The sequence below is a fragment of the Bacteroides sp. K03 genome, from assembly GCF_019734355.1.
Classification (GTDB): domain Bacteria; phylum Bacteroidota; class Bacteroidia; order Bacteroidales; family Bacteroidaceae; genus Bacteroides; species Bacteroides nordii.
On record NZ_JAASHC010000003.1, the window covers coordinates 545,471 to 572,239 of the forward strand.

The 26,769-nt window shown below is 38.8% G+C and carries 25 protein-coding genes and 1 tRNA gene; 6 read left to right on the forward strand and 20 right to left on the reverse strand.

Translation table 11 applies throughout. The features are described from left to right. Positions 1–14 precede the first annotated feature (14 nt). Entirely contained in the window at positions 15–2,441 is a 2,427-nt protein-coding gene (locus HCG69_RS04680; protein ID WP_221649058.1) for an SLBB domain-containing protein, read from the reverse strand. A gap of 593 nt (positions 2,442–3,034) precedes the next feature. On the opposite strand from HCG69_RS04680, the gene HCG69_RS04685 reads away from it, so the two are divergent. Both HCG69_RS04685 and HCG69_RS04690 read left to right on the forward strand, forming a co-directional pair. Then, a tRNA-Thr gene (locus tag HCG69_RS04685) sits at positions 3,035–3,107 on the forward strand. 139 nt (positions 3,108–3,246) lie between these two features. After that, complete coding sequence (locus tag HCG69_RS04690; protein WP_221649059.1) at positions 3,247–4,479, forward strand: phage integrase SAM-like domain-containing protein; 1,233 nt, start codon at positions 3,247–3,249, stop codon at positions 4,477–4,479. Between the two features lie 142 nt (positions 4,480–4,621). Here the strand turns inward: HCG69_RS04690 and HCG69_RS04695 are convergent, their stop codons facing one another. From HCG69_RS04695 to HCG69_RS20615, 3 genes are all read right to left on the reverse strand, one after another. Continuing rightward, entirely contained in the window at positions 4,622–6,481 is a 1,860-nt protein-coding gene (locus HCG69_RS04695; protein ID WP_221649060.1) for a hypothetical protein, read from the reverse strand. Between the two features lie 115 nt (positions 6,482–6,596). After that, a complete protein-coding gene (locus HCG69_RS04700; RefSeq protein ID WP_255585422.1) occupies positions 6,597–6,845 on the reverse strand; it encodes a hypothetical protein in 249 nt (82 codons plus the stop codon). A gap of 238 nt (positions 6,846–7,083) precedes the next feature. Then, a complete protein-coding gene (locus tag HCG69_RS20615; RefSeq protein ID WP_370634113.1) occupies positions 7,084–7,764 on the reverse strand; it encodes a putative phage abortive infection protein in 681 nt (226 codons plus the stop codon). 850 nt (positions 7,765–8,614) lie between these two features. On the opposite strand from HCG69_RS20615, the gene HCG69_RS04710 reads away from it, so the two are divergent. Continuing rightward, entirely contained in the window at positions 8,615–10,144 is a 1,530-nt protein-coding gene (locus HCG69_RS04710) for a glycoside hydrolase family 55 protein (RefSeq protein WP_221649061.1), read from the forward strand. A 103-nt stretch (positions 10,145–10,247) separates the two neighbouring features. On the opposite strand, the gene HCG69_RS04715 is transcribed toward HCG69_RS04710, so the two are convergent. From HCG69_RS04715 to HCG69_RS04755, 9 genes are all read right to left on the reverse strand, one after another. Then, entirely contained in the window at positions 10,248–10,796 is a 549-nt protein-coding gene (locus HCG69_RS04715) for a histidine kinase (protein ID WP_255585423.1), read from the reverse strand. Then, positions 10,793–11,287 (reverse strand): N-acetylmuramoyl-L-alanine amidase, encoded by a 495-nt coding sequence (locus HCG69_RS04720; RefSeq protein ID WP_221649062.1) that lies wholly within the window; start codon positions 11,285–11,287, stop codon positions 10,793–10,795. The genes HCG69_RS04715 and HCG69_RS04720 overlap by 4 nt, the downstream gene beginning before the upstream one ends. Further along, entirely contained in the window at positions 11,284–11,739 is a 456-nt protein-coding gene (locus tag HCG69_RS04725) for a hypothetical protein (protein ID WP_221649063.1), read from the reverse strand. Before HCG69_RS04725 ends, HCG69_RS04720 begins: the two co-directional genes overlap by 4 nt. Before the next feature lie 415 nt (positions 11,740–12,154). Further along, positions 12,155–14,014, reverse strand: a complete 1,860-nt coding sequence (locus HCG69_RS04730) for a hypothetical protein (RefSeq protein WP_221649064.1) — start codon at positions 14,012–14,014, stop codon at positions 12,155–12,157. A gap of 90 nt (positions 14,015–14,104) precedes the next feature. Then, the gene (locus HCG69_RS04735; RefSeq protein WP_221649065.1) at positions 14,105–15,670 is read right to left on the reverse strand and encodes a glycoside hydrolase family 55 protein; all 1,566 of its coding nucleotides are present in this window, start codon (positions 15,668–15,670) and stop codon (positions 14,105–14,107) included. Between the two features lie 130 nt (positions 15,671–15,800). Then, entirely contained in the window at positions 15,801–17,348 is a 1,548-nt protein-coding gene (locus HCG69_RS04740; protein ID WP_221649066.1) for a glycoside hydrolase family 55 protein, read from the reverse strand. Between the two features lie 373 nt (positions 17,349–17,721). Beyond that, positions 17,722–18,441, reverse strand: coding sequence for an RloB family protein (locus HCG69_RS04745; protein ID WP_221649067.1), 720 nt, complete (start codon positions 18,439–18,441; stop codon positions 17,722–17,724). Next, a complete protein-coding gene (locus HCG69_RS04750; protein WP_221649068.1) occupies positions 18,419–19,654 on the reverse strand; it encodes an ATP/GTP-binding protein in 1,236 nt (411 codons plus the stop codon). The genes HCG69_RS04745 and HCG69_RS04750 overlap by 23 nt, the downstream gene beginning before the upstream one ends. Before the next feature lie 148 nt (positions 19,655–19,802). Then, positions 19,803–20,036 carry a DUF4248 domain-containing protein gene (locus HCG69_RS04755; RefSeq protein WP_221649069.1) on the reverse strand — a complete coding sequence of 78 codons (234 nt, stop codon included), beginning with the start codon at positions 20,034–20,036 and terminating at the stop codon, positions 19,803–19,805. 167 nt (positions 20,037–20,203) lie between these two features. On the opposite strand from HCG69_RS04755, the gene HCG69_RS04760 reads away from it, so the two are divergent. Beyond that, positions 20,204–20,683 (forward strand): HU family DNA-binding protein, encoded by a 480-nt coding sequence (locus HCG69_RS04760; protein ID WP_221649070.1) that lies wholly within the window; start codon positions 20,204–20,206, stop codon positions 20,681–20,683. Between the two features lie 91 nt (positions 20,684–20,774). Here HCG69_RS04760 and HCG69_RS04765 read toward each other — a convergent pair whose 3' ends face one another. The 7 genes from HCG69_RS04765 to HCG69_RS04795 form a co-directional block, all read right to left on the reverse strand. Continuing rightward, entirely contained in the window at positions 20,775–21,170 is a 396-nt protein-coding gene (locus HCG69_RS04765) for a DUF6633 family protein (protein WP_221649071.1), read from the reverse strand. Between the two features lie 139 nt (positions 21,171–21,309). Further along, a complete protein-coding gene (locus tag HCG69_RS04770) occupies positions 21,310–22,182 on the reverse strand; it encodes a hypothetical protein (RefSeq protein ID WP_221649072.1) in 873 nt (290 codons plus the stop codon). A gap of 58 nt (positions 22,183–22,240) precedes the next feature. Continuing rightward, on the reverse strand, positions 22,241–22,507 hold the full coding sequence (locus tag HCG69_RS04775; RefSeq protein ID WP_221649073.1) for an HNH endonuclease: 267 nt from the start codon (positions 22,505–22,507) through the stop codon (positions 22,241–22,243). Further along, positions 22,479–23,270 (reverse strand): hypothetical protein, encoded by a 792-nt coding sequence (locus HCG69_RS04780; RefSeq protein ID WP_221649074.1) that lies wholly within the window; start codon positions 23,268–23,270, stop codon positions 22,479–22,481. The genes HCG69_RS04775 and HCG69_RS04780 overlap by 29 nt, the downstream gene beginning before the upstream one ends. A gap of 42 nt (positions 23,271–23,312) precedes the next feature. After that, complete coding sequence (locus HCG69_RS04785; RefSeq protein WP_221649075.1) at positions 23,313–23,537, reverse strand: hypothetical protein; 225 nt, start codon at positions 23,535–23,537, stop codon at positions 23,313–23,315. Between the two features lie 423 nt (positions 23,538–23,960). After that, on the reverse strand, positions 23,961–24,278 hold the full coding sequence (locus HCG69_RS04790) for an SH3 beta-barrel fold-containing protein (RefSeq protein WP_255585424.1): 318 nt from the start codon (positions 24,276–24,278) through the stop codon (positions 23,961–23,963). Positions 24,279–24,306: 28 nt separating this feature from the next. After that, positions 24,307–24,519 carry a hypothetical protein gene (locus tag HCG69_RS04795; RefSeq protein WP_221649077.1) on the reverse strand — a complete coding sequence of 71 codons (213 nt, stop codon included), beginning with the start codon at positions 24,517–24,519 and terminating at the stop codon, positions 24,307–24,309. Positions 24,520–24,695: 176 nt separating this feature from the next. Here HCG69_RS04795 and HCG69_RS04800 point away from each other — a divergent pair, with 176 nt between their 5' ends. Further along, a complete protein-coding gene (locus tag HCG69_RS04800) occupies positions 24,696–25,394 on the forward strand; it encodes a peptidase S24 (protein ID WP_221649078.1) in 699 nt (232 codons plus the stop codon). A 141-nt stretch (positions 25,395–25,535) separates the two neighbouring features. Next, positions 25,536–26,483: a DNA/RNA non-specific endonuclease gene (locus tag HCG69_RS04805; protein ID WP_370634117.1), complete on the forward strand. Its 948-nt coding sequence runs from the start codon at positions 25,536–25,538 to the stop codon at positions 26,481–26,483. Positions 26,484–26,769 lie beyond the last annotated feature (286 nt).

Genomic DNA, 26,769 nt, shown 5'->3' on the forward strand with positions numbered 1-26,769 from the left:
ACGGTTTTTTTATATTATTTCTTCAATAAATTTGCAACCGTAGCTGCCATTGTACCGATTGAAGCAGCCGAGGTAGTCAAACCGATAATTTGTGCAATATCCACACGCTTGCGCTCACGCTTCGTTGGAATAATGATTTCGCACCCCGGCTCTATTTTCGCTTTACGCAAACGTTTCACCCTTGATACTGTACCATTCATATACACAATATAAGCCTTACTCTTCTTGGCACGAGCTCCATAGCCACCTGCCTGATCAATATAATGTCCTAACTTAGCTCCTTTCTTATATAATACGGTATTGGGATACATCACTTCACCATTAATGCGAACTGTACTCAAGTATTCCGGTACGATCAACTGATCTCCTTCACGTAGTACCATATCATAATCAGAACCCGGATTCTGTAATGCTTTATCCAGTTCAATACCCACTGTATATTGTTCACTCAACGCAAGACTTCCCAAAGCAACAGAATCTTTACCGCTACTATGAATAGCCATACGCAAAGTAGCGCTACGAAGAGCACGCTCTTCATCATTCATCCGACGGATAAGACGGGCACCTTTTGCATACGCATCAGCGGTCAAACCACCCGAACGGGCAACCAAATCAGACAAACGTTCGCTCTTCTTCAACAGGGTATATCCACCGTCGAAAACAACTTCGCCCGAAACGCTGACTTTACGCTGCACCTGATAAGCAGGGCTACGACGTACTATAACTTCGTCATAAGGCTCCAACACAAATCCGGGAGTTCCGTCAACAACATAACCATCTTTTACAGAGAAAGTAAACACCTCACCCAAACGGCTGGTAGACGTCATACCTTTGGGATCTTTCAAACGACGGGAGATATCTATTTTAACAGTAGATGCAGCTTCCAGCAAACCACCAGCTTGCACGATAAGGTCTTCTAATGTGGTATTTTCAGCATAAGGATATGTACCGGGACGTGCAACCTGTCCTCCAATCGTAAATGCTCCACGCTCCTGAAGTTCATGGATACTGGGGATTACCAATACATCATTCTTAATAAGAGGAATATCGGCCACCGAACCATTCATCATACCTTTCAGATCAATAGGTATAACTTCTAATGTCAAATCTTCATGCTCACGGAATAATTGTGCACGATTCAAAAAGGCATCACCTTTCAAACCTTCTGCTTTCTGGATCAGCTGTTTCACCGTATTCATATTGCCACTTAACTCATACATACCACTACGGTAAACAGCTCCGCGAACTTCAACACGATTCTCAAAACGATCCAGGATAGAACCTACAGTCACTGCGTCGCCATCGTCTAAATGGAATACGGAATAATCCATTTCGTCGATATTGAACAGCTTGTATTCACGTCCACTCTGACGTACCAGACGGACTCCTTTTGTATAAGCATCACCAGAGAACCCACCGGCATACTTTATCAAAGTAGCAAGTGTTTCGTTCTTCTTCATTTCATAATACATCGGACGTTTCACCTTACCCGATATATCAACCAGCTTCTCATAAGGAGGAACAATGATTACATCCCCTTCCATCAAGCGAATATCATCTAACAATTTTCCTCTTAAGATATAATCGTATACATCCAGGTCGGCAATGCAGTTACTACCACGCATCACTCTGATACTACGCAAACTACCGATATTGTTGACTCCTCCCGCACGATACAACGCATGAAATACCGTAGATAAAGAGGATAGCATATAAGTGCCCGGGACAGCAACTTCACCCATTACATTAATTTGAATGGAGCGTATCTGTCCTAACGTCAGTCGTACTTCAGATTCCGGATTGGTACCTGATACCTGTGAATAAATCTTGCTGAATTCTTTTTTGAGAAAGCTGTTTGCTTCTGCAACGGTCATGCCATTCAAATAAACCGGACCTAACAGATTAACCATTATATTTCCCTCCGGAGAAATGGTCTTTCGCATACTGGCTTCATTGGCTCCCCATACATCTATAATAACTTCATCACCGGGACCCAAACGATAATTAGGTGGAGTAGCCATATTGACATTAGGTTCAAATGTCAAATTCCGGCTATTAAAGATATTGCGACCAAAGACTAAACGAGCTGCAGCAGCTGTACCTTTAGTAGTAGGGTCACTTACTTCTGTACTGATAACATCAAATGTTCCGGCTGTCACTTCATTAGAAGCATCCTGCCTCCTTTCTCTTTGTTGTGATGCAACACTTTGATCTACAACGGCAACATCGGCCCCTTGGCCCTCTTCGTATCGTTCTTTTATTCGCTCAGCCTGTTGTTTGGTTACGCCTCGTGCAGTCAATTCTGTTATAAGCTGCTTTTGATTCTTTCCCGATTTCTGGCCATCTTTCACATACTGGATTACTTGATCATCGGACATTTGTGCCATTACTGCCCCAGTCAAAGTAAACGTCAAAAAGAACAGTGTGATAAATCTACGCATAAGATATTCTGATAAATCTTTTTTGAGTTTCTTTCTTAAATCGGGCACAAATATAATACATTATTTTCATAATATACATTTATTTCATTCCGAAGTTTCAGAAAATACCTAAAACGAATAAATATGTTCAAAAATAGTACATAATGATATCTCGGTGCACAAAGATAAAAATTCTTTTTTACCAACTATCAATCTACAGAAAATCAATATTATATTAAAGCAAAACAACTATAAAACAGCTCAAGTCCTCCATATAATCACTATCTTTAAGCTATTTTTATATCAGCTTTTTTTTCAGAGTTAGCAAAACAAATATTTTCTTTAACATTTAACATTTAGTCTTATTGCTCTCCCATATTTCATAATATTGTAAATTCTATTTTATCTACATCGTCCTCTTTATACTAAATTTTTCCATTAGCTTCTTCCCACCTGACTACATTTTATTAATATTGAAAATGTAAAACTAATCGCTGAAACCAGACTTTGATAGTAACTACAAATACACTATAATAATTATTATCAAAAAAAGATTGGCTTTCTTTTTGTTTTTTCAAATAAAGCTGTAATTTTGCACGCCGTAAACGATTCCTGCCGCTATAGCTCAGTTGGTAGAGCAACGCATTCGTAACGCGTAGGTCGCCAGTTCAAGTCTGGCTAGCGGCTCTTAAATAAAACGCTGATTATTAGCTATTTAATCAGCGTTTTTCTTTTCTAAAAATTCAATTCTGAATAAAAAAAACATAAATCTGCGTATATATTTGCATAAAATTGTATAGTAGAATTGTGTTTGATTATTCAGCTTATGGCAACAATCAGATTAACAGTTTTAAGTTCCATTAAGGAACATGATGGCAGGCTCCCAATCTTAGTCTGCATCTCCCAAAAGAAAGATCGTACTTACATCAAAACAGAATTTCTGTTAGATGATATTGCAGAATTCGAAAACGGAAAAGTCGTTTATCGCAAAGATGCAAGTATAATGAACAAACGGATAGAGTTTGTATTCTCACAATATAAAGAAAAATATAATTCAATAGAAGACAAAGAGTGGCTCACTGCTTTACAGATCAAACAAATTATCACTTCCAAAGAAAAACCTTCTCACATTTCATTTCTGGAATTTTGGCGAAAGCGAATTAATGAGATCAGAGAGGAAGGCAGGGAAAGTTATGCTAAGATGAATGAGGAGACTGTACGGGTGTTTACAAACGCCGAAGGAGATATACCCATTCAGGCAATCAATACTTTGTTAATTGAACACTTCAAGAAATGGATGACAAAAAAAGGATACGCTAATGGTAACATAGGATTAAGGCTTACCCATTTGAAAGCCCGAATCAACGAACTAATCAAATCAGGTGTTCTGAAAACAGATGTGCACCCATTTGCATACACTAAAATACCAACAGCCGAACCTAAAGAGTGTGATCTGACAATAGAAGAATTCCAGAAAATACGAAATACAGTAGTAGAAGGAAAGCGCATGCAATTAGGCAAAGACATGCTACTACTCTCTTTTTATTTGTGTGGTATAAACTTGAAGGACTTACTATCAGTAAACCTATCAGGCAATATTCTCTCTTTTGAAAGAACTAAGACGATCCATGCAAAAACCGGAAAATCAAATATTACAATACCGATACACGAGGAAGCGAAGTCTATTATAACAAAATATATAAGTAAGAAAGGAGTATTGGATTTAGGATATTCCTACACCTACCCAAACCTACAGAAGTACATCAACCTCTGCATGAGAGAGTTAAAAGAGCATTTAGGAATTAAACAAACTCTTTGTTTTTATTCAGCCCGCAAAACTTTTGCTCAGTTCGCTTCCGAACTTGGAATTCCCGACGGTGTGATAGATTACTGCCTTGGACATTCAGACAAGAGTAAAGGAATCATAAGGTATTACACGAAAGTCAAGCAAAAACAGGCGGAAATAGCAATCAACCGAGTTATTGATTATGTAAACGATCCAGATAAATATAAGGACTACATAGAAATGAGGGCGGATATAATGATGATGAAAGGATAACCTCCCCCACCCTTATTTTAACAAAATCAAATATCTCACCTAATCTTAGTCTGAGATATCTGATTTACTAAAAACAGAAAAACAACGAAGAACAAGCTACAACCATTGCCCGTTCTTCGTTGAATTGATAGCTTAGATATCATTATTCCACATCTATATTCGATGTGAAACTAAGCCCTTTAGCACGATTATGGAAATAGTGTAAGGATCTATCAGTTGTGATTCTCCCAAACTGCGTTTCAAGTACAATCCACTCCCAGCTTTCACTATAAGCATCACGAGGAATGGTACTAGTGAGTTGACGTACCACAATTACATTATCACCATCGTTGATAACCATCGGACTCTCACCAGAATATATCAAACCATTGACATAACCCTTATCGACCGGTCCGTATTCGTATTGATCAATGTGATAAAGAGCTTGATTTATAAAAGGTGCACCCGTGATGGTAAAGTGAAGGTAATAATCATACCACGCCGAACCGGGAACAACAACATTTTTACCTGTTTCAGGATCATAAGACGTAGCAGGATAAGGACCTTGGAATACTTCATAATTATCAAACTTCACTGACACAGGTTGGTCATATACTAACACATATTCTTCCGGAGCGCTATACTCATACTCCGGCAATCCGTTTTGCACATCTATAATGTTACGGCGGAACCATGTACCAAGCTGTATACGTTTTTTAGCTATGTGATTAGTACAGTCGAAAAGATCCATTTCATTTACCCCATACTTTACATAAATTTCCTGCACGAAAGCAGAAGCACCTTCCGGAGCTGTGTAACAAGAACGATAGCCGTTTTCCATCCAATACACTCCCCACTCTTTTACTTCTTCCGAATTACTCATTGTCGCAGTCACATTACCATGAAAATAAACCAGATCGATCATAGACCCTTCAGAAGTGGCTTTAAAATCGGTAATACCTGATTTAAATGTACTGTAATACAAAGTCTTTCCATATCGGATAAACGGAAGCGAATGTCCTTCCTTGTCAACTTGCGAGGAACGAATATAAGGACGGAAGTAATATGATTTACCTATACTAACAAGAAAATCAAAGTTCTCAAACTGTTGTTGAAACCCACCTTCCGAGTCTTTTTGAAGGAGACGTTCATCCGCACGATAGTGACAATAGTCCAAGCGCGGTTCAGGTAGAAGCTGTGGACCTTCAAGCACAACCACACCTACATACACATCGTGCTTCCCAGCATCAAGATAGTTATCCGGAATACTCTCAATACCGGATATTTCAACCATAGCTTGTAATGTACAGTGTTGACTGGAGTGAGTATTTTGCGTAATTTTATAGACATCAGGACAAGCTTCGCCATAAATCAATTCAATATAGTATGGAATTAGGAAAAAACGTTCATTGAGAGCATCAATACTGATCACAGCACTAATCTCCTCGGGAATAACAAATGCGCCAACAGCCATCGCCGCAACACTTTGAAAGAAAGTACCAAAATCTTGCTCAGCAAGATTTTGTGCCAAATCAAGAAAATCAGGTATCGAAAGCACTGTACCTATACCACTTGCCACTTGTTTAGGACGAGAAGTAACGACTACACGCCCTTTCGTATTTTGTTTGAGAGAAAAACGTAAACATTCCTGGGTATTCTCTTTCGTTGATTTGACAAGCGTGAGTTTCTTGGATGCTGTATCTACCAAATAGAGTTTCGAATCAAACTGTACAGCCAAAGGCTCATAATCCCAGTTAAAAACAAAACAAATGGCTTGTTCTACCGTATTCCCACTCTTATTAATATAAGCGTACTGCAAACCACGAAGCGAGTCAGCTTCATAGGTGATATAAAAGCCGGAATCATCAGTGTAACCTTCGTCCCAACCGTTGAGTTGATCTTCTGATATTTTATACCACGTGGTTTCGCTATTAGTTTCTGACAAATCCGCCAATGGATCATTTGAACAAGCGTATAGCCAAACGAATAACAAACTTAAAAAGAAAAAATTAATTATTTTCATATTCACTCCATAATATAAATTTACACAAAAGTTTCATTCCAAAAAGATAATAAAAGTAGAGCAAAATTACAGATAATACCTGATTTCAAAAACAAAATTTATAGAAAAAGGCAGCTTATTCGGCTGCCTTTCCTTCCATCTTTTCCTTAAACTCCCACAAACATTCAATATATGGGTGGAAAGTGGGATTCTCCCAATGCGCCGAGATGGTAGCTATTGCACTATCGAGATAATGCGCACAATCAAGTATCTTTGTACATTTATTAAGCTGATAAGGAGCTTCAGGATATGTCTTGTTTTCAAGCATATTCTTTGCCCAAGAGAGTAGTTCTTGTACTGATTCGCGGTCGTAATTATGTGCCATGATTTTTAATTTTCCGGCAAATATAATAAAAATCCCCGATCCATTAAGAACCGGGGAATGTCACTTGTCGCTACAAGTAAGCTTCTACTATTATCTTATTCTCAATCCACAATGTACCATTTATAAACTAAAAAATACCTTCTGTTATACTTCCCTATTAAATTGCCTGTGTGAGACATATTTTTTGTAATAATGAAGGGAAAGTTCAGTCCTCCCTTTAAATCTACTTTATAACATTCTAATTGTTTTCTATCTGAACCGAATTGTATAGTTTCTTTAGAAGGTCACAGGAAACATATTCATTTTCAACCACAGTTTGAGACAAAATGGATGGAAAGTTTAGATACCCCATACGGGATACAGACTCATCATTTACCCCCTCCCGCAATCGCACATCTTTTAATTCAAGGTTATCGAATAGATCAGCACTCAAGTATAATTCTCGTGTCTTGGGAGTTGATAGCGAACTAAATGAATTGAAAAACAAGAGTATAAGTTCCTGTTTTGACAGTTGCGCCCGAAAGATCGCCGAATACTTCTTAGGTGAATTGAATTCCGATATCATTTCTAAGATGTAGTAAGCATTTCTAAAATATGTACCAAGTTGATTTTTATATAGCGCAAAACAAGTATTGGCAGCTTTAGTACAGGCTTCAGCTATTGGTTTGAGATTACTCTGTTCTAAATAAATTTTAATCGTACACAGACATAAGTAATCATAAGCATTGGCAGGTGTTGGATTCACAATGCTTGCTCCTCCACGCTTGCTCCAACTATATTCAGAATAAATATTATCGATAGCAACAACTAAACTACTATACGTCAATAGGTATTGTTCTATTGTTATGCTTTGAGGAACAATTCTCCTTTTGAACTCATATTTGGAAAAATGCTTTGGAATCCCTCTTCTTATTTCCACATAAAATGTATGGTGCAACTCAAAACAAATCTGCTAGTAAGTTTTTTCATTCGTACAAATTTCATTGCATGAAGTCATCTTCCATTGACATTGTTTATCGTCGTATTTTCCAATTATGTCTTCTCACTCTTAAGGAATCCCGGTATGAGATGAATATTCTAAGCAATTCAAAAAAAACTGACCTATCTTCACTATTTAAAAATTGCTGTTTATTCTGTCTCAACGTAAAAAGAACTCCAACAAAAGCTATTAATCCGGTAATCGCTCCTAATAAACTTCCCAACTCCCCCCAGTTAGTCTTTTTGTCCTCAAAATTTCCACCTGTTTGAATAAAATAAAAAAAAAAACAATAGCTATTATGAACAATATAGAAATAACAATTACCCAAACAAGCCAATATTTTACATATCTTTTTATTTTAACCATAAATTAAAATCCAATAGTTCAATAAAGAATAATATTGTCAGTTTTCAAATATAATCACTATTTGGATATTAAAAAAGCATTCTTTAAAATAATCAAATTAAAAAACTCGATTCCGAAGAACCGAAGCTGCCACTTGTCACCACAAATAAGCTTCTACATGTTTATAACAACTACCATTGAAAAATGTTATAACGAATTATAAAATTTACATGAAATGCACTTTGGTAATATCAGAAGCTTAATATTAAGATGAAGCAATAAGAGGCCAACAATAGAGGTAAATGTTTTTATAACAAATATATTTAGCTACCTAAATACATTCTGGTATATTTTTTATAAATTGCAAAATTCCTTTTTACGAATAAACTTACTCTCATTTTGTTGATACACATCTTTATTGTTTAACATATTAAATACTAAGATTATGAAAGTTATTATTAGTCAGTCCTCAAATTTTACTGAGTTACAAAGTCAATTTAGTTCTCCAAATTGCATTTATGTTATAGGGATAGAACAGCAAACCTTCGGTACCGCTACTTCTCCTCTGGTGATACCAGATAATTCAACATTAGAATTTATCGGAGGAGAATTTATCGGTGGGTATGTTCAGTTAAACGACACAGTACAGAATGATGTGTTTTATACCGTTTGGGACAATGTGGAAATTTCCGGTACCTCTCCCAATTATATGTGGAAAATATTTAGGAATGATACATTGCGTCCTGAGTGGTTTGGAGCTATTGGAAATGGTGTACATGATGATACAAAAGCACTCCAACAATCCATCAAATTAGCCAGTGCCTGCGGATCTATAGTAAAATTATCTCCCAAAAGATACACTATAACAGAAACACTTCAAATTTTTTCCGGCACACATATAGAGGGTACTTTACCTGGAAGTATTGACCTATATACCCAGACTGGAACTTCCATTGAGGTAAACCTAACAACTGATAATATTGCATTGGATATAAATTCGGCTAATGATATTTCTGGATGTTATAAGTTTATCTTAAGAAATTTCAGCATTGTCATGGGTAATAGCAATATTCCTACTACAGCATTACGATTATATAGTATTGCCGATTCATGCCCACGAGAAGGACTCATAGAAGGGGTTTTTATTTACGGTTTTAATATAGGATTTGATTTAAATGCATTTTCATATGTAAAAATACAAAGAATTAATATCTCTCATTGCACTATAGGCATTAATATAGTAAAATCTGGTACTTACACTGAATTTATATGGTTTGACAATATATATATAAATACAGATGCACCTAATGCTATAGGTATAAATATAGAGGATGGTAGTTACCTTTATTTTGATGAAATTGATATAGCAGGCTGTATAAAAGGTTTATATATAAATAGTAAAAGCGGGGTTCTTAATTTATTCGCAAATAGACTAAGTATGGAAAACTGTACAAATAGCATACATGTTCATGCCAATTCGCAACATATAACCCGTATCAAATTATCAGAAGTCGCCATTTATAGGATGCCTGATAATGAAGACGGTATTATATTTAGTAGAAATATGCCTTATAATATTGAAGACTGCGTTTTTACTGATTTATTCGATGCCTCATCTAATAATAAAAACTTCATTAAAATTGAAGAGATAGGAATGAGTACCTGTACTTTTGACGGAATTAGAACCTATGATAAACTAACAGGATTTTCAAATGTAAAAAAAGTAGGCTTACTTAGGATTCCCAATTCAGGCGCATTCGTTATTCCTGAAGGAACTAATGGCTACTATAAATATGTTGTATCATCATTATCTCCGTTAGATTATGCCCCATTACTGATGATATCCACACAAAGAAGCTTTGATTTCAATTACGTTTGTAATAACACACAAATGGGAGAGTTATCAATCGGTATTGATTTCTCTGGCATCTTAGAAAGCCCCCTTTTAGTCTATTATTCTTTTCCGCAATTATGAAATTAAAATAAAAACTTGAGTAAATATCATTTCAATTAAGATGCTTGTCTTGATATAAAAAAGTATAGGCCTCATTTTATAAAGCTGAGGCCTATATTTATACTTACAAAATAAAAACATCATTTTTTCTCAATCTATACACCAGCCAGCCTATAATTAGCAAACAAAAGATACAGCAATACACCTCACTTTTATGCAAATCCCACCACGAAAGTTCTATTATTTTTTCCTTCTGATTCAACATGGCATTAACCTTGTTACTCAATGTATCTAACTTGTTAGAAAGCTGTTGTAAAGTAACAGATAATGTTTCATCCACTTCTGTTCTTTCCTGCTCCTGTTTAGATGTAGTAGTAGTACTTTCCTTAACTGGATATTGTTTACCGGTTGAATCCGGAGCAGACAAATAAACAGTCTTGTTTTCCAACTTTAGATTACTTAGCCGATCATTCGTTATCTTCGTTTGCCTACTAACATCCACTCGCATTGACTCAATAACACTTTGAATTTGATTAAAATCACCGGAGTAATCAATCTGCTTTTGAATCTCCATATTCCGAGAAGCCTGGCAAGAAGTAATGAGGCAACATACTATCACCGCCAACAGGCTAACTATAGCTATTAGACACATCTTATTAACTAAGTCCTTCATGGTTTCACTACTGCATTACGCAGGAAATTACTAAACTCACTACGTACATCGAAACACGGGCAAGCCTTGATATACTCTGCCGGTTCAACCTCACCACTGCCATTAAGATCAAGAGATGTATCCCGGTGGCCGAGTAGCTCAATGATGTTATACTCTTTGCATAACTTTGCAATCAAATCACGAAGGGCGTTCTTTTGTGTTTCAGTGCGGGTATCCGCCGGTTGTCCTGTTATATCCAGTCCACCGATATAACAGATACCAATACTGTGTTTGTTGTATGATACTTCGGAGAATCCTTTGGTATTACAATGAGCTCCGTCAATAGAAAGTGGACGCCCGTTCTCTACAGTACCATCAAGATCAATTATGAAGTTATATCCAATTTGGGCAAATCCTCTTTGTTTGTGTATACGGTCAATGTCTTTTGCACGGAAGTCCTGCCCGGCACGTGTGGCCGAGCAGTGAATAATGATAGAATCTATTTTATTCATTTCTTCACCTCCTTTAAAATAGTAACTACCTTATCTATATTCTCTTTATCGAGTATTTTAATGAGTACCGACAAATCTTTCTCAGCCCGCGCTTTCTCCTTATCTTCCAGCTTCTCAAAAACACTACGCACTTCTACGAATGCTAAATAGGCTCCCATCAGAACAGTAGTAACAGGAAAAACAGGAAAACTTATGAGCCAGCCTTTTGTTTGGAATATATATACTATCATCATCAGGAAACAGTCAACGATACTTACCGAGAATAGCGAGTTATAGTATTTACACAGCTTGTCAACCGTCCGACGATAACCCACGCTCATACGATCTTTACCTGCTTTTACAGCCTTCCTCACACCAGAAATCAAGTCTCCGACAATAGCGAGAAACACAAGTAAAAAGCACATACAATACACAAGTACTGCCAACCAAAATTCTTTAATTATCCATTCCATATCTGCTTATTTTAAATTAATACTATCTTTATGCATTTTTTTTGAATCTGTTTTCTCTACTTTACAGTATGAACTTTGTTTTTGAAAAATTCATACTGTAAAGTAGAGAGTTGACAGGAAGAGGCGAAATATTTGAATGATGCAATCGTGACCTCTGTTTTTAGATCACAAACCCAGTCCGGAACTGGTATAAAAAGTTACACAATACAATCTTTTTCTTCCTGCCAGATATCGTTAGTTCATCAGACCGTTTACTTTAGGATGATTTGTGATTACGATACAAAGTTGATTTACATCAGCGCGGTAGTCTTTCTGTTTTTACACGCTCGGGCATACTGATGTATGCACCTGGCATGTGTTGGTATAGTGATTTTATCAGAATTTAATTATTCCAAAAGTTTCAATATTTTTTAGGTTATACCCACTGTTTGCCATTGTATACATATTTCTCTCCATTATTCAAGATTATCGTATCCCCACATTTCCAATTTCCCTGAGTGGGTAACTGATTGTCTAAGAGTTCTACGTAAACATTGCAATTATCAGATTTGTAAACAGAACAAGCAGTATAATCAGTATCAATATTACCAGTTTGTTTATGTACCAACCCATCAACTCCATTTTCCATCAAAAGAAATGTTTCTTTATTCTGCATTACTACTCCAAAATCATAAAAGCGGTCATAATTATGACTCGAACGTCCTACAAATATTCTTATTAACAGATTGGTTAATTGCTGTATAGTACATCCACTATCATACATTGTAGCACGATATGACTGCGTTGAGTCTACAGAATTCACGCAAACTTCTTCATCTGTAAGCGTACCTCCTAATAACTTCAACTTTCTATCTTCATCTGCAATGTAAATTACTTTTATATAAGCTTTTTCCTTTCCGGTACCATCTACCCAATCTAATGGAAAAACTGAGTTAGAATCAAAATATTTATGGCTATCTGTTACGTGTTCAGTATTGATAAATTCACCATTAGGATTTATGGTATGTACCTTGCCATTATAGCTATTTTTATACTTCAACAAGATTGCATTTCCTGAATTATGCCCACCACCTCCATTATTAATCAAGCCATATACATTTTTTATCCTGATTCTTGAATTCTCAAAAGGACTATTGTTGACAATAGGATAATACTGATTGAAGTTACTCAAACCTAATAAATTTCCAAAAAACACATTTTCCAGAAAAAGTTCACTTCCTGTATTATACTGCCCAACTATTTTTATATCACCGTCTTGATGGGCATAAAAATATGCATTCTTTAGTATGACAGAAGAGTTACAAACTATAATACTCCCGGACTCATTATGAAAATTTTCGAGATTTATATTTCTACAACCATTGCTACATAGTGTTACGTTAATAGCATTTCGTACAGCAGCATTCGCACCAGCACTTATATATATTGTCGCATCATCTGAAATATGATTTATTTCACAACCATCTCCCAAAAACCATTGTATATTATAAGTATCAGAATTAGAAAAATCAAATGGATAAGATGAATTCTTACCAGAGATAATTATATCATGAAAATGTTTATTATCAACATATCGATATACTTGTTTATAAAATATGGCAGGACGAAAAGCATGTATATTATGTATGTTTCTGGAATCAGCTCCCAAAATAAAATGACATAATAGCTGATCCGGATTACAGAAATTCACAAAGCAGAATTCATCATAGATATTTCCTGGGTATGGTACTTCCCAATCGGCTTCTTCTCTCTGGATATTCAATTTGAACATATAATCATTTGAATCCCATTTTTTCCCAGGAAACAAACTTGCTTTATTCCCATTAAATGAAACTCCAACAGGGATATAAACACCTTTGGACATAGTATATGACTTAGAAAGACAGGACACTGATACAGAAGAAGCGGAATAATACGTCTTTTTTGCCTGAAAAATGGTATGTGCAAAATCAAAAGCCCGCTGAAACATGTTACAATCTTCTACCTCATCAAACCAATTTGCCACAATATTCATAACAGAAAAATCACCAAGCAACTCAAGGTCCGATTTAAAGAAAGCGTTAAATTGGTTATCTTTAATAAGGGTATCATTTCCCTCTATACTGCCATTATTTAAGCTTCCACCTTCAAAACTTAACACACACCCTTCGGGTATCAAGATAACTTTATCTTCTAAATCAAAATCTTGTGTGATCTTATAAACAGCATTAGGTACATTAAAATCAGATTGCCTTATCACAGAAGAAGGCCTCGACAAATCTATAATTTGTTTCATAATTATTTATATTATTATTTAATTCTAAAATCAGAGAACTTGTTTCAAAAAATCAAGTTCTCCTCTTATTTATTAATACACCATCATTCATTAGAATTGGGGGAAGAAGTAACGGACTAGAAGATTCTTAGCCGTATCGAAGCCTTCGGGGAAATATATATTAATCAATAAATCTCCTAACTGGGTATTTGTTGTTGAAGAGGTTATTTTAATATTATCTTGCGGCATAGCCAACACCGTCGGATTGTAATCGAAGGGAGAAGAATCTGAGACACGATAAGTGAAAGAATTATTCACCACTTTACTTCCGTCAACAAGGAATTCTCCCTGGTTAGGGATAACTAGTACACCAGCTTTCTTCACATGTGAGAGTCCAGAGAGTTTATTGTAAGTTCTTATCCTATCAAAAGAACATGACCACATACTCATATCCTCAATTCTTATGAAATCTTTCTCTTTGCCCAAAGGAAATTGAAGCGAATCAAACAGATCAGTGAATACACAATCATCAATACAGTAAGGATTTGAGGCACTGAATAATATGTCACAATCATAATAATCCTCAAATCCATAAATAGTGATTTCGGACACCTTCACACGAGTTATATATTGCTCTGCTGCATGAAACCAAATACTTCTCATGCACCCTACAAAATTCATTTTGCTAATAGTGGTATTAAAGATAGCACCAAGCGCATTAATCCAAAATCCATATTTACACCCATTAATATCTGTCTCAATGAAATGCAGATTACTTCCATTTTCAATCTTAATACCTATTGCATCCTTGACATTTGTATTAGAGTAAACATTATAGAACCATGCAAATTCAACAAATTCTCCTTTCTGATTAATATAAATACTCATATTGCAATCATTAATACTCAGTCTTGAGAATTTCACATAGGAGAAAGCTCTCAACTCAAGTCCGATTGTAAAACCTGAAATGAAAAGATTCTCTATAAGGCCGCTACGTGGACACAAAAATCCTTCGCTATACAATCTTATCGCACTAACAGTCTGTTTATCATTTTCTTTCAATAATCCAAAATCCTTCAATATAAAATTATAACATCCAGAGTCATCATTAGCAGCATTTACATCTAACAAAACTTTACTCGAATTAAAACGAGCTTCAATAGAAGAACCTCTATGAACAGCAACTATATTATAATCTTTACTCCCAGGAAGTGTACCTTCAATGTGTGTACCAGAAAAGATTTTTATCGTGTCTGTTGCTATATATCTTCTTGGCGACAGTTTCACTACAGCTCCATTTGCACTGGCAAGTTTTATACATTGTTGCAAAGCATGGGTATCATCATGTGTTCCATTTCCAATTGCTCCGAACCACTCGGGACGCAATGTATCATTTCTGAATATTTTCCAGATAAGGTTTTCGAGCGTACCTGAGATTTCTACATTCTCCCAAACAGTGTAGTACACATCATTTTGTATGGTATTGTTTAACCGAACATGACCACCGGTGAATTTTCCTCCGTCAAAGATCAGAGTTGAATTTTCTGGTATCACCAAAGGAGAATCGGCAGTACCAAAGGTTTGCTGCTCTACTCTGATGATATAAACGCAATTTGAATAGCGGAACTGGTTTTGCAGTTCTGCAAAATTTGAAGATTGATTAATAATAATTTTCATAATGATAATTTTTAAAAAGACAATAAAATTACATATTCTACGAATAAACATTTTTCATATTTCATATCGTATTTTCTTCATTTATATACCGAATATACACTCCTTGTACATTCGGTATATGCTAATTATTTCAGAATTGGGGGAAGGAGTAACGGACAAGAAGATCTTGTTGCAACTCTTCTTCAAACAATACATTGATAGTCAGATTTCCCATCTGAACATTACTACAAGTTGAACTAAGAGCAACATTTCTTTGTGGTGAAACGGTAACTACCGGATTATAATCAAATGGTGATGAAGAAGATACAATATGATTATACTGCCCAATGGTACCTGCCGGAACGATAAATTCACCACAAGTAGGAATAGGCAAAACACCTACTTTTCTTACATGTGAGAGGCCGGATAACTTGTTGTTAGTTCTTATTCCATCAAAAACACTCGAATTCATACCTATATCTTCTATTCTTATAAAGTCTGCTTCAGTAGTTACAGAGTCAAATAAATCTGTAAAAACACTATCTTCAATAGAATAGGGAGCAACTCTGCTAAATAAAATACCGACTTCACTGTTTGGGAAGGAATAAATACTCACTTCTGACATTTTCACACGGGCAATATATTGGTCTTTCGCATAAAACCAAACACTATTAATGCAACCGGTTACGTTCATTTTATTCACAAACAAATTATAAATAGCTTTAACAGCATTAGCCCAGAATCCATATTTACAACTATTTATATCGATTTCGTTAAAATAGATATTATTACCATTTTCTATTTTTATACCAACTGCATTAAGTGCATTTGTATTTATATAGATGTTACTAAACCATATAAATTCAGCATAGCCTCCCTTTGGATCAATATGAATACTTGTTTGGCAATCAGTTATAGACATATAACTCATTTTTACATATGAGAAAGCGTTTAGTTCGAGTCCTGTAGCAAAACTGTAAACAAATACATTTTCAATAACTCCGTTACGAGGGCAGGTGTCATCTTTACTGTAAAGTCTAAGACCTATACCAGAGTTGGTATTTACATTTACAATGCTAAAATCTCTCAAAATAAACTTATAACACCCCGAAGGATCTACTTTTACTCCATCCTTCTCATAACTGGCATTTGCATCTAATGCGATATTATCGGTCGTAAGCTTAGCTTCAATAGAGGTTCCGGTTTGAATATTTCGGTCTATACTCCCTGGTAAAGTTCCTTCTATATGTGTAGCTGAGAATATGTGAACTGTTTTTGTAATAAGATATCTTCTTGCAGACAGTTTTACAACAGAACCACAAGCACTGGCTATCTTAATAGCTTGTTGTAAAGCTTGGGTATCATCATTTATTCCATCTCCAACAGCTCCAAACCATTCAGGCCGTATCATCTCATTTTTAAATATTCTCCACACATAGTGTTCAAAAGTACCTGAGATTTCTACATTCTCCCAAACAGTGTAATACACATCATTTTGTATGGTATTGTTTAACCGAACATGACCACCGGTGAATTTTCCTCCGTCAAAGATCAGAGTTGAATTTTCTGGTATCACCAAAGGAGAATCGGCAGTACCAAAGGTTTGCTGCTCTACTTTGATGATATAAACGCAATTTGAATAGCGGAACTGGTTTTGCAGTTCTGCAAGATTTGAAGATTGATTAATAATAATTTTCATAATGATAATTTTAAAAAAGTTATTGAATATATTTCACTACAAAGTTTCAGAGGATAATGCAGAGAGTTTCATTACAGGAAATCCAATAAATAATACTCCCGGTAGGCCTCCGGTGTCACTCGGTGGTGAGTTTTTTTTGATTTGTAAGGCAATAGAATGGCATATCTCAGGGATAAAAAAAAGATATGATAATTTCAGGGGACGTCGTTGCTTATCGGGCAGACGTACCAGTGACAGGAAAGATTAAAAAAAAGATAGATATAGTTGAGAAATATAGATTAACACAGGTTATCGCAAAAAAAAAGATGTAAAAAGAAGGTGTACAACCACTCTTTACATCTATACGAATCGCATTGGTATGCGTTCCATCGGATTATGAATTCCGAGGACTTTCACAACAACATTCCGGATGGTTCAGCTCTTGCACCAGACGATGGACGGTGGTACAAGGATTGCAGTCTACCTGCTTTTTCCCTTCATGGAAGTTTATTAGTTTCTCAGCCCAGCGGATGGCCTGCTCTTCGTTGCCATAAGTAGTCAACAAAAAATGCATATCTTCGGCATTTTTGCGGTAAGTGTATTTTTTTGTTTTGCCGGATTTGCCGTTCTTTTCCTGCATCCGCTTGTTTATTTCCTTCTCGATGCACTTCTGATAGTCATCACGGGACATCGGAACATCACGATACTGGAAGTGGAGAAAATACCAGAACTCAAATGCTTCATTGGACCATGCACACTGAATACCGTTCGCCTCAGCCTTTTCTATAGCCATGTGAAAGCGGACAGGCTGAAAGTCGTCTCTATCAAATACCACCCATACTCTGCTCAAAGGTTTACTACTCTGCCGTTTCAGTTCGATAGCAGCTTCTACTACGCCAAGAGGGTCGAGTCCTTTTCCCTGGGTTTCTATGTCCAGTGTATAGGGAGGCAGATTGTGCTCAAAGGAAGAGAAATAGTTAGGCTCGGTCTTGGTGCCTTCGCACACGATGAGGAAGTAGACGCGCTTGTTGCGGGCCCCTACTACACGGCGATGTTTGGTTTCGTCGCGGTCAAAGCGATTTTGAAAGCTCTTAATCTCTTTTTTCTTTGCCATCTTTCATCAGATTAGAAAAATTGCCAATAAAAGGAATGGCACCGTAACGGCCTTCGATATAATCTTTCTCATAGTTGCGGTCGTTCCGCACTTTGGTTCCTTCGGCGTTGCGAAATTCTACCAGTGAGTAGAGGTCTGTTTCCTCCTTTTTATTTTTTTCGGCAAACCATATCTGGTCACGCCGGAAACAATCGCATCCCAGCAGGTTGGTGTCGTGGGTGGCGAAAATGAGTTGCGCATCTTTGGGATTCACTTCCTCAGAGTGAAACATTTCTATGATTTTTTTTGTCAGCAAAGGATGAAGTTTGGCATCCAGCTCGTCGATAACGATCGTAAATCCAAACTCCAGTGCATAAAGCAGATAACCTGCCAGGTCATATATTTTATTAGTTCCAGCAGATTCACTTTCAAGGATTTTGAAAAGATGCTGCCCCTTCACATTGCCTCGATCATCGTATACATTATGAGTAGTCAGAGCTTTATCCAACCATTTATCTTCTCCACTAGTCCTGATATCAGTAAAACCCAATTGCAATTCTCTAAAGAAATCTTTTATGAGTCGTGTTTCAGTATTCATATATACACGAGTCATCGAATCCAAATCTTTGTGATCTACGCCAGATACAATAATGATATCATCTATTGCACGAATCAGACTGCCCGCCAATGTCACATTAAACTGATCGCAGACTGATAAGAAAAGCCCATTGTCACGGGTACGTTCTTCCAATCCTGAAGCTCCATTAAAAAGTTCACTTACAGCGATACCCTCTAAATCGCGGGCAAAAAGCAATTGCTCTTTTTTCGTACCTGAGGTAGGAAGTGTATAGAGCCATTCGGCATATACCCGGTCATCATCCAACTCAAACCCATATCTGTAACGAACATCGAAATGATAGAATAATATTTCAAAATAAGACGGAGACTGGGCAGCTTCTTCATTCAGCAGAAAAGGAGATACATTGAATTTATCTTTAGAATTGAACTTAGAGGAGTTTAGAATAGTCTCTATCATAAACTTCAGCGCCTTGATCAGGTTGCTTTTTCCACTGGAATTGGCTCCATAAACAACGGCAGATTTCAATAACTTGCAATTGCCTTTTACGAAAGTATTTTCCGGCAGTTCGCGAATGCTGGCAGCCTCCATGCTTAATGTCTTTTTTTCATTAAATGAGAGGAAATTACCTACTGTAAACTCTATCAGATTTACCATATCAACTTTTTCTTTTTTGAGAAAATTTCTCATATATCGCATCAAATGTACATAAAATTAAGATACTAATAACAAAAGTGCACGCATATTTCTCAAAACAGAAAGAATATTTAGCATTTTCAGTCTATCTCTTTTCCTCCCCCTCCCCTCACGGTTCTCCCAAAAAGTCATAATGAATCTGAATCTGTGCCGGGGTGAGAATGACTGCTTTGTCTGTGTATCCGCTTTCTTCGAGTGCTGCTTTCAGTGCAGGGTTTCTGGCTATCCAGCTACGCATGGTCCGCCGGGCAGATGCCGGCTGCACATTGGGCATGTATCTCTGTGCCAGTTCGCTTTTGCTGCAAGCACTGGTGGAGGCATGTTCTTCTTTCTCTTCTTTCATAGCTGTTTGTTTGATATGCTATTAGTTTTTGTCACATTTTGTTATTTATCACCATCTATCGAAATATGGAATTATCTCTTGTATCATGCATTTTGAGGAAGCTCGTACCTTTGTCAACGTAATCATTTTTATTATTATTCACTTAAAACAAAGAAAGGAACAACATTATGCCTTTAATTTACAAAGCTTATCAGTCTTCATTGAAGACAAAAACAGGAGAGAAACTTTTCTACCCACGCCTGGTGAAATATCCTAAAGTGGTAGATACACAGCGCATTGGAGAGATGATTTCACGCAAAGCGTCGCTCACTCCGGGTGATGTACACAACGTGATCCGCAACCTCATGGAGGTGATGCGTGAGCAGTTGCTCAACAGCCGCACGGTGCGTCTGGATGGTCTGGGCACGTTTACCATGATTGCCAAAGCCAACGGCAAAGGCGTGGCCACGGAAAAGGAAGTGAGCCCCAACCAGATCAATACGCTGAATTGCCGCTTCACGCCGGAGTATAAACGTCCGGATGGAACTACGACCACACGTGCACTGACCATGGGAGTTGAGTATGTTCATATCAACGAACTGGCCCAGAATCTACTGTCCGAAGGTGAAAGTGGCGGCGAGGGAGAGGGAGAAGACCCGTCGGTTTAGTTGAGAGTTGAAAATTGAAAGTTGAAAATTGAAAATTACTATGCAGCATGATAGCGCAGCCAATTTTCAATTTTCAACTTTCAATTTTCAACTAAAACCGTTTTCCTGGTGGCCTGAGCAGTGCCATCGCCTCTTCATCTCCTTCGGCTGCCCGGCGTTTCACTTCCTGATACCAGCTCAGCGAGGTATATCCTTCGGGGGGGATAAACCACGTACTTCCCGGTTCATTGCGGGTTCGCTCTATCTCCGCTATCTCCTTCTCACGGTGCCGCAGGAAAAGTTTGAAAGCCTCTCCCAGCGATATGGGATCAAAAACACCATAAAATTTGCCGTAGATGCCCAACTTGAAACGGCCTATGAATAGCATGAATTCCGTGAGCTTAACGCGTGCATACCGCCTGGCAAACAGCAAGGCAACTTCACCAATCACTGCCAGGTCACACTCCTTCGTACTGCCGTTGTAGCGGTCCAGAGATGCGATCTGCATTTTCAGCCAGAACACTGCATTGTCCCAGCCATACACTTCTGCCAGCAGCCCGATGGTGGGTGTGTCAGACAGATACGCCACATCTGCATTGCCCAGCAACCGGCTTTGTACATCCGGATTAAACCGCCCGGCAAGGTGCTCAAAAGTTGAGTACTTCTGCATCAGAAGGGCTTTGCTGCTCTCCCGAAGTGATAGACTGGTACTCTTCGAGCAGGCTTCTTGCTTTGTCTGTTTTACTAAGTTTCCGATTGTTTTCATATTTCAAATTTAGCCATTCATGATATTTTCCTTCCGTACCCTGAAAGACGACTCCGGTCCAGTTGGATTCAATAGCGCGTTCTATCTGCTCAATGGCAAAGTCTTCTTCATAGCGGGCCAGTTTGTTGAGCGAGAGCTGGAGGGCATAGTTGAGTTTCTTCTTCCACTTGGGTGTGTGGCACAGAGATTCCCAGGCCGACATGAAACGGGGCGAAGAGAAGGGATACGACAGTGGCGTTTCATCTCCCACTCTTTTTCGGGAAGAAGCACGATTCGTCTCGGAGGAGGAGGGGGTACTCTCGTGCGTAGGCGCGAGACTCCCTTTGTTTATAGTTTTAATTCCCTTATAAGGTGTAAATTGCGTATCATCAGGAAATTTTCCAGATGATAAGTCGGATGATAAATCGCGATCATGGGAAGTATCATCAGGAAAATCTCCTGATGATAAGCAGGGCATTGTCTTGTCATTGCTGAGCTTCTTTGTGAAAGAATAATAGCACCCCACTCTTTTATCTTTACACGACTCGAAGGAGATAAGCCCGGCTTCTGCCAGAATGGCCCTTGACTTTCGCAACGTTTTGTCGGATGTATTCAAAGAGCCCGACAAGGCTTTGCTCGTTGCACTGAAAACCGCTCCCCACTCACATGCATTACAAATGGCAACAAGTTCGTGGTAAAGTGCCTGATCCGTAGCTGTGAGAAATGTGTTGATCCTGACTTTCCTCAACCGTGAAATAAGCTGATAGTTGTTCATATATCTTTAAGTTTATCGTATCAAAAAAAAGAAAGAGAGAGAGAAGCCAAACGGCCTCTCACCCTCTCCCATGCACCCTGGCATGGCAATCTTCGCAAAGGGTGACCAGGCAATCCAGAAAGTCGAGTTCGCGTCCCACGATCGACACGCCATTCACACGATACGTCTTGTGATGAATCTCCAGGCAGTACGTTTTCCCACACTGCTGGCAGCAGTGTCCATCACGAATACGCACCTCGCGCTTCACCTCTTCCCAATAGGGGTTGTGGCTCAGCAGCTTCCGGTAGTTGGATGGCCTACCCCGCTTGTGTTGCAGCCTGCCCATCGTCTTTCCTCCACGGGCTTTCGCCAAAGGGCACTTTATACCACTCGTAACGCCCGGTTGATATCACTTCACCCGTATCTTCATCCAGCACATCTTCTGTCAGTTTTTCTAACCAGACGTCACATCCGTTCTCTTCCCAGACCTCAGTCTCTGGGCCTCCGTCGACATCCGGAATCAAACGTACATTTATACGTACATCTTCTACTTCCGGAAGCTCATAGCCCAATGCACGGAATGCCTCTTCGTTGCACCCACCGGCATTGAACAGATCGCCATATTCATGCTTTGGGATCTCTTGTACCAATGCCAGCCGGAAGCTCCCGCCCAGCCACGAATAATACAGGTAATACCCCTGCACGGGGATACGGAAAGTATCGGCAACGGTGAGCGGATGATCTTTAACACCCTTTCTGGTAAGGTGCACCAGGTCTTTAAACTGAACATTGAGGGCCGTAATCCGGGCTTCATACTCCTTTTTCGTTGCACTGAATTCAGCTTTGAGCGTCTCCATCTGTTCGTAGAGTTCCGGCAACTGCTCTTCGGCTATTTCGCCATAATTGGCCCGTAGGGCGGATATCTCAAAGTCGTCCATAATGTGGTTTGCCACCACATCTTTCTGCTGAACGGTGATAAAGTGTTCGGCCAGCCTTGCTTTCACTTCTTCCATATCGGTACAATCGGCAAAAATCACTTCAGGGAAGTGAATGTTTTCCGGCAGCTCAAACTGAGGCACATCCGGCACATAGTTATTTAAATCTTTCATTATTTACTATTGTTATTGTTTTAATAATAAGGGTGATGCATGTTAGTAATTTCTTACTACATAGAAGCGTCCGTGCGGTGCACCTTCCTGTTGCACGGAGTAGAGGACATCGTTTTTCTCTACCAGACCGTCAATTTTTGCCAGCCGGTTCAGGTCGTGAAGCATACGGGTCACCTTCAGGTAGGTGGAAAGGGAGAAAGCCACCTTGTCACCTCCTTTCTGTAACCGCTCCTTGACCTTTTTTCTTTCTTCTGATTCTTTAGCCATAAGATTATAATAATTAAGTTTAAAAAGAAAACGCCCGCCTACGCGGTTTTGCCTTGCATCCGGCCGGGTTGTAGGTCTCTGTTGCGTAGATCTAAGACTACCATTGGAGCAGGCATTTTTCTTTTTTTTATTTCACCACAAAAATATTTCAGCGCCCGTGAGCGTATCCGATACGCAGCCTCTCGCCATTGCCACGGGCTATATAACACGAATAGCGTACAGACCCCTAACCTGTATGCTTACTGCTGAAGAGGATTCTTTGCGGACTATTTCATTCGTTCATTGTGCCCAATCGCAGTCATGGCATCTCTGCTATGCGATATTTCACAATTCAATATTAATTTCAATACGTCAAAGAGCGATTCTTTTTTTAGTGAGCAAGCAGAATATTCACTACGTCTGCCTGCCCTGGGGCGCTTGCTTTTAGTAGATTGTCACCAGGCTTTCTACCCTGAAACTTCTGAAAGCTCCGGCATCTGCATCGAAGTAGCAAACTGTCTTAAAATTCTTCTTACCAGTGCCTTTCACCAGTCCGGCGGGTACATCTTTCAATGTGCCGGTAGCCCTCCGGAGTGTGCCATCGGTCTTTGCGTAAGCAAATTTTACAGCGCCCGTCCTGAACATCCCTTTCAATCTGTAAAGCTGCCATGCCTTTGCCAGGCATACCGACCAACTATCACCTGTCGAACTGAAAATCTCATACGCCATCATCATTACTTCATGTCTGAATTTCTTTTCCATAATCATCTCTCTATTTAAGTGTAAATAACTAATACCTCGAAAGCCCCTGCGACGCACATAGATATCTTCTCTCTTCCTCAAGCTCTGCTTCTGTATAATCATAGCCAGATTCAAACTCAACAGATTCAAGTACACCCCGAATGGCCTCTTCTCTGGTGTCTACATTGTAAAGCACCTGCACAGCTGCCAAACTCATTGAGTTTATCACAGCCACTTCCTGTTTTGCCTCCCAATCTGTCATACTTCATGCGTTTTAATTATCTATTACTGTTGCTTTACTCAAACATTCTTTGTTTCTTTGCATCATTGAATGATTGATGATGCAAATATACTAGAAGTTCTATATCTAGCATAGAATTTCTAGTTAATAAATATTAATTAGCTAGATTTTCTATCATTGTAAACTAGAATATCTATATGACCCTAAAAGAAAGAATGTTCTATCTCATTGAGAAAGAAGGACTTAATCCTAATCAGTTTTATCTAAAATCAGAATTAGGCAATGGCTATCTGGATAAAGTAGGTGATACATTTAGAAAACCAACCATAGAGAAAATCAAAAAGGCTTTCCCGAATTGGAATATGGAGTGGATTTTATCTGAAAAAGGAGATCCATTTATAGAAGTTCTAGAAGCACACAATCCAAGCAACGCACACACAATAGAAAACATAGGTTTTATGAATGTACCATTAGTACACGTACGCGCGCAATGTGGATACCTCTGCGGGTACGGAGACGAGGAATATATCAATAGTTTGCCCACCATGCCGGTTATCGTCGACAAAACGTACCATGGCAAGTACCGGCTTTTTGAAGCCGAGGGCGATAGCATGGATGACAACAGCCGCCTTGCCATCTGTGACGGCGACAAAGTGCTGGCAAGGGAAGTGAAAAGAGATTTGTGGATGCCCAAACTGCACTATAAAGACTGGTATTTTGTGATTGTACACCGGACAGAGGGAATCGCTATCAAACAAATAGTAGACCAGGATGAGTACGGAAATATTACTTGCCACCCACTAAACCCGCTGTTCAACGACTACACGATCAACCTGAATGATGTGTCAGAACTCTATAACGTGGTGAAGGTGGTGGAGAGGACGATGAGACTTTGAGAGTTGAAAGTTGAAAGTTGAAAATTGAAAGTGGAAATGGGGAAATGGAGAAATGGGGAGTGGCGATGCAGCGTGATAGTGCAGTTAATTTTCAATTCTTAATTTTCACCAATTTCTTATAACCCTAAACCGTGCATAGATATTGTGAGCCGAAAAAAATCTTCCAGGAAAACCAAATCCCATAGCAGCTCCAGAATAGGTTGTATCATCGCCTTCATCATTTTGATACCGCTTTTTTATGGGCTGTATCTCTACGTACAGCAGATAGAGACAGCGCCCAATGGAGGGGGCAACACGCCGCCACCGACAGTTGGAAAAACAACGATTCCCGTCCTGAAAAAGCAGGAAGACTTTACCAGACGGAAATCTGAAATTCCTACCGGCCAGAAGCAGAAAATCCCCACAGCCGAGGAACTGGAAATCCCGGTAATGACCGCCCCCAGAAAGGGACAGATCATCCGTCACACCGGATATACCGTATCTTATAATGAAAACCTGCGACTGCCCAACTGGGTAGCTTACGAACTTACCCACCAGGAAACGCAGGGCAACGCCCAAAGAACCGACCGCTTCATTGCCGACCCACAGGTGAAAGGGGTCATCGCCACCAATGCAGATTACACCCGCTCTGGCTACGACAAGGGGCACATGGCCCCGGCTGCCGATATGAAATGGAGCGTAACGGCCATGAAGGAGTCGTTTTACTTCAGCAACATGTGCCCGCAACACCCCGAACTGAACAGGCGGAAATGGAAAGACCTCGAAGAAAAGATACGCGACTGGGCCATAGCCGACAGTGCCATCATTATCATCTGCGGCCCCATCGTAGAGGATTCTGCACAGAAAATAGGGAAAAACCGGGTGGTTGTGCCACAGAAATTCTTCAAAGTGATTCTCTCGCCTTTCGTCGACAATCCCCGGGCCATCGGCTTCCTTTTCGACAATGAACGTTCGGTAGAACCTCTGGGCACCTACGTCGTAAGCGTAGATAGCATCGAAACGCTGACGGGGATGGACTTCTTTGCCCCGCTACCCGATGAACTGGAAGATAGCATAGAGGCAAAAGCGGATATCAGGCTGTGGAAATAGTTTCAAGTGTATTTCACCACGGAGGACACGGAGGACACAGAGTTTTTTAGATCTTTGATGAAACGCGGATAAACGCAGATTTTCGCAAAGGGGAAAAAATAAATAGTATTTCACCACAGAGTAACACAGAGTTCCACAGAGTGGTATTTATCTGATAAAACGCGGATTAAAAGACTGTAATTCTTTATCATACATTTGTTTCCCTTTGCGAAAATCTGCGTTTATCCTTTAGATTTGCATCATAATAAATAGAGGTTGAAATATTATCTTTGTAGTTAAAACAAGT